Source organism: Acetatifactor aquisgranensis, from assembly GCF_943193215.1.
GTDB classification, from domain to species: Bacteria; Bacillota; Clostridia; order Lachnospirales; family Lachnospiraceae; genus Acetatifactor; species Acetatifactor aquisgranensis.
Map to the genome: position 1 here is coordinate 1 of NZ_CALPDH010000080.1, position 2,914 is coordinate 2,914.

The window sequence follows — 2,914 nt, forward strand, 5'->3', positions numbered from 1 at the left end:
TTATTTTACTCTGAGGTATCTTTTTATCAACCACCTTTCTTGGAATTCCCTATGTTTGTATTATACAGGAAGCTCCTCGTTTTACTGAAAATCGGGATTGCTCCCCAGAGGAGTAATTCCGTTTTCTTTGAGCATCTCATTTATTTCTAATTTGAATTCTCAGCACAGGCTCCTAATACGCATTGATAAACGTATCCCTCCCCCTTCATTGAGTTTAATTTAAAGTCTGTTTTACCAAGAAACATTTCAGCCTCCGGCAGTGGCAGCTTTAAGCCTACGCATAACGCCAGAGCTGTCTGCATCGGCATAGGGAATAGCAAACGTCTGATTCTTATCCAAGGCACCTGCTTCAAATGAATATCCGCGAACATGCTGACCATCCACAAACGGATAGTTCCGAAATAAGCGGGATCATCCGACAGCGGAATATCTTCTATGACCTGCAACTTCATATCGCTGGCTACTGTTTCAATCGGAACCCTGATCGGTTTATCCAAAGCTTCCGGACCCCGAAATGAATCAGGGCAGGCATATCGTGGCGCACCTACATAGTGGATACACATATCCTCACGTCCTGTATGTATATTGCATTATTCAGTTTTCATATTGGCACTTAATTTCAGTTGCCCGAATATTCTTTCCTATTTACGGAAACTTCTGCTTGCGTATATACGCAGGAAAAAATCCCCTGACTCCTTAATCATAATAAGCTTGCAAAATGTCAATAGAAAAGATGAATCAAATGAAAAAAATGCTAAATTTACGCAAACATTTCGTTTAATACATCTTCCATATATATCATAAATAAATCTTTTTCTTACATACAGTTCCTGTCACAAAATTTGTTCATAAATATTGTTTTGCTAATCTCATATGCCACTGTCGCGGGAGCCTTCTTATAATCTGCCGGATTCACTTTCAATCCTGCTGCCTGCATGGCTTCCACTACCAGATTTTTCCTTTCTACGCCCTTACCACCCAACTTCTCGGCTATTCTGCAACTTGCTTTATTTGAACGGAAAGCATTCCAAACAATACACTTTATTGATTCATTTTCAAATATATCTAAAAATAATATCCTGGCAGTTTCAAATGCATACCCTTTTCTTTGATATTCCCCAAGTATTGCAATATCTACTTCCGGCATTTCCGGATTGCCATAGTCTAATTCAATATATCCAACTCCCTGCAATGACATTTTATCAGCTATCAAATATCTTGCTTTGTTGTCCTGTTTTCCATCAGCATAATTTTTAATACTATTACATTGATATTCCCAGAAATCGGGCATCATCTCATATACTTTTGAAAAAGCAGAAGCCCTTTTATATGTAGACAAATAGCATTCCACATTTGATTGATTCAGCAGACTTACAATGATTTTTTCTCCATATAATGCAAGATTATTACCTGCAATAAAGTCATTTCTTTTGTCACTCAAAAGCCTTCTCCTCATTCTATAAACTTTTCAAATTCATCGTTAAAAACCGACAATCGCTTTGAGAATCCCGAAAACCCATATGGCGATATATCAGATATGCATCTTTATAACAGGCAGTACGGATAGAAACTTCTGTGATTCCCCTTTTGTGCGCCTCATCACAGACATACTCAATCAATGCCCTGCCCACGCCTTTATTTTGATAATCGGGCAAAACAGCCAAAAACTCAATGTATAATGAGCGACCACAAAACATGTCAGGTGTTTCATACACTAATACAGCACCGCAAATCGTATCATCTTCTTCTACCATAAATGCGTTATTCCTATCAACAAAAAAGGATAAATACTCATTAAAGCCTGTATAATATTTCGCAACTATACCTTCTCTATGCTCAAATGCCTTTTCGTAAAGCCGCACAATTTTATCGTAATCATCTTTTACCGCCAATCCTATCGAGTATTTCATAATTTACTGCCTTTCTGCCCACCTAATTCTATAAATCCGTTGACTTCCAGTCAATACGAAACTCCAACACATGCCCAATCAAATCAATCGGAGCAACATGAAACTCCTTTGCTAATTTTCTTAGTTTATCATCAATTAAATCTTTGTTTTCTTCTTGAAACTTACGTAAATCTTCTCCATGAATAAACATTTCGCTGATTCCGTTAGATTTCGCTCCAAGTTTTTTCATAAGATTCTGTGAAGCATAATTGTCAGAGTCAACCCTGCTTCTATATGTAGTTTTTCCTGTCAATTCCGTTAGAGCATTTAACATTACTACAAGCGCATGATATCCATATCCCCGATGCCTATATTTCTTTAAAAGTTCTATTACTAATTCCCAATTCTCGGCACTCAAATTTTTTATTCCACAATAACCCACATATTCTCCCGTTACCTTGTCAAAAATAGAAAAGTTCGCGGCTGTATCAAATAAAAATGATTCCCATAAATCCTTTTTAAAAGCATCTTCCTTAAAAGCACTTTTCATAATAGCGCATTCGTAGGATACTTTCATATAATCTTCATAATCCTCATCTGATATAGTCCTTAATATAACCATATCATTTTCAGCGAGAAGCTGACCTCGCCTTGGCAATGTACTTTTATCAAAATTCAGATTTTCAGTTTTCTCTTTTGGCTCATCAAATTGTACCCTTATTTTTTCAACTTCCAATGACAACAAATTGATTACGGCATCTGATTCCAAAATTAATCCATCTTCTTTTAAAGAAATCGCTTTTTCTAATTGCTCTAAGATACTATCGCACATTTCATGTGTTTTTAACTGACTGATTGTACATCTCCTAGATGTCAAATCCTTTTCTTCCGGCATATTATGCTCCTATCATTATTAAAAGTATTCACTAATATTCATCTTATATTAAATAAAACTTTCCCAATCTGCTGTACTATAGAAATTGCTTTTTGAACCATTAAAACTGCTGATTTCCATCTTGCGGACT

At 36.2% G+C, this 2,914-nt stretch carries 4 protein-coding genes; all 4 read right to left on the reverse strand.

Annotation, left to right across the window (positions count from 1 at the left end; translation table 11 throughout):
- Positions 1-146: 146 nt before the first annotated feature.
- Positions 147-563 carry a hypothetical protein gene (locus NFS35_RS28605; RefSeq protein WP_251210346.1) on the reverse strand — a complete coding sequence of 139 codons (417 nt, stop codon included), beginning with the start codon at positions 561-563 and terminating at the stop codon, positions 147-149.
- A 254-nt stretch (positions 564-817) separates the two neighbouring features.
- Positions 818-1,441 carry a GNAT family N-acetyltransferase gene (locus NFS35_RS28610; protein ID WP_251210347.1) on the reverse strand — a complete coding sequence of 208 codons (624 nt, stop codon included), beginning with the start codon at positions 1,439-1,441 and terminating at the stop codon, positions 818-820.
- 16 nt (positions 1,442-1,457) lie between these two features.
- Entirely contained in the window at positions 1,458-1,910 is a 453-nt protein-coding gene (locus NFS35_RS28615) for a GNAT family N-acetyltransferase (protein WP_251210348.1), read from the reverse strand.
- 28 nt (positions 1,911-1,938) lie between these two features.
- Complete coding sequence (locus NFS35_RS28620) at positions 1,939-2,784, reverse strand: GNAT family N-acetyltransferase (protein ID WP_251210349.1); 846 nt, start codon at positions 2,782-2,784, stop codon at positions 1,939-1,941.
- Positions 2,785-2,914: the final 130 nt, after the last annotated feature.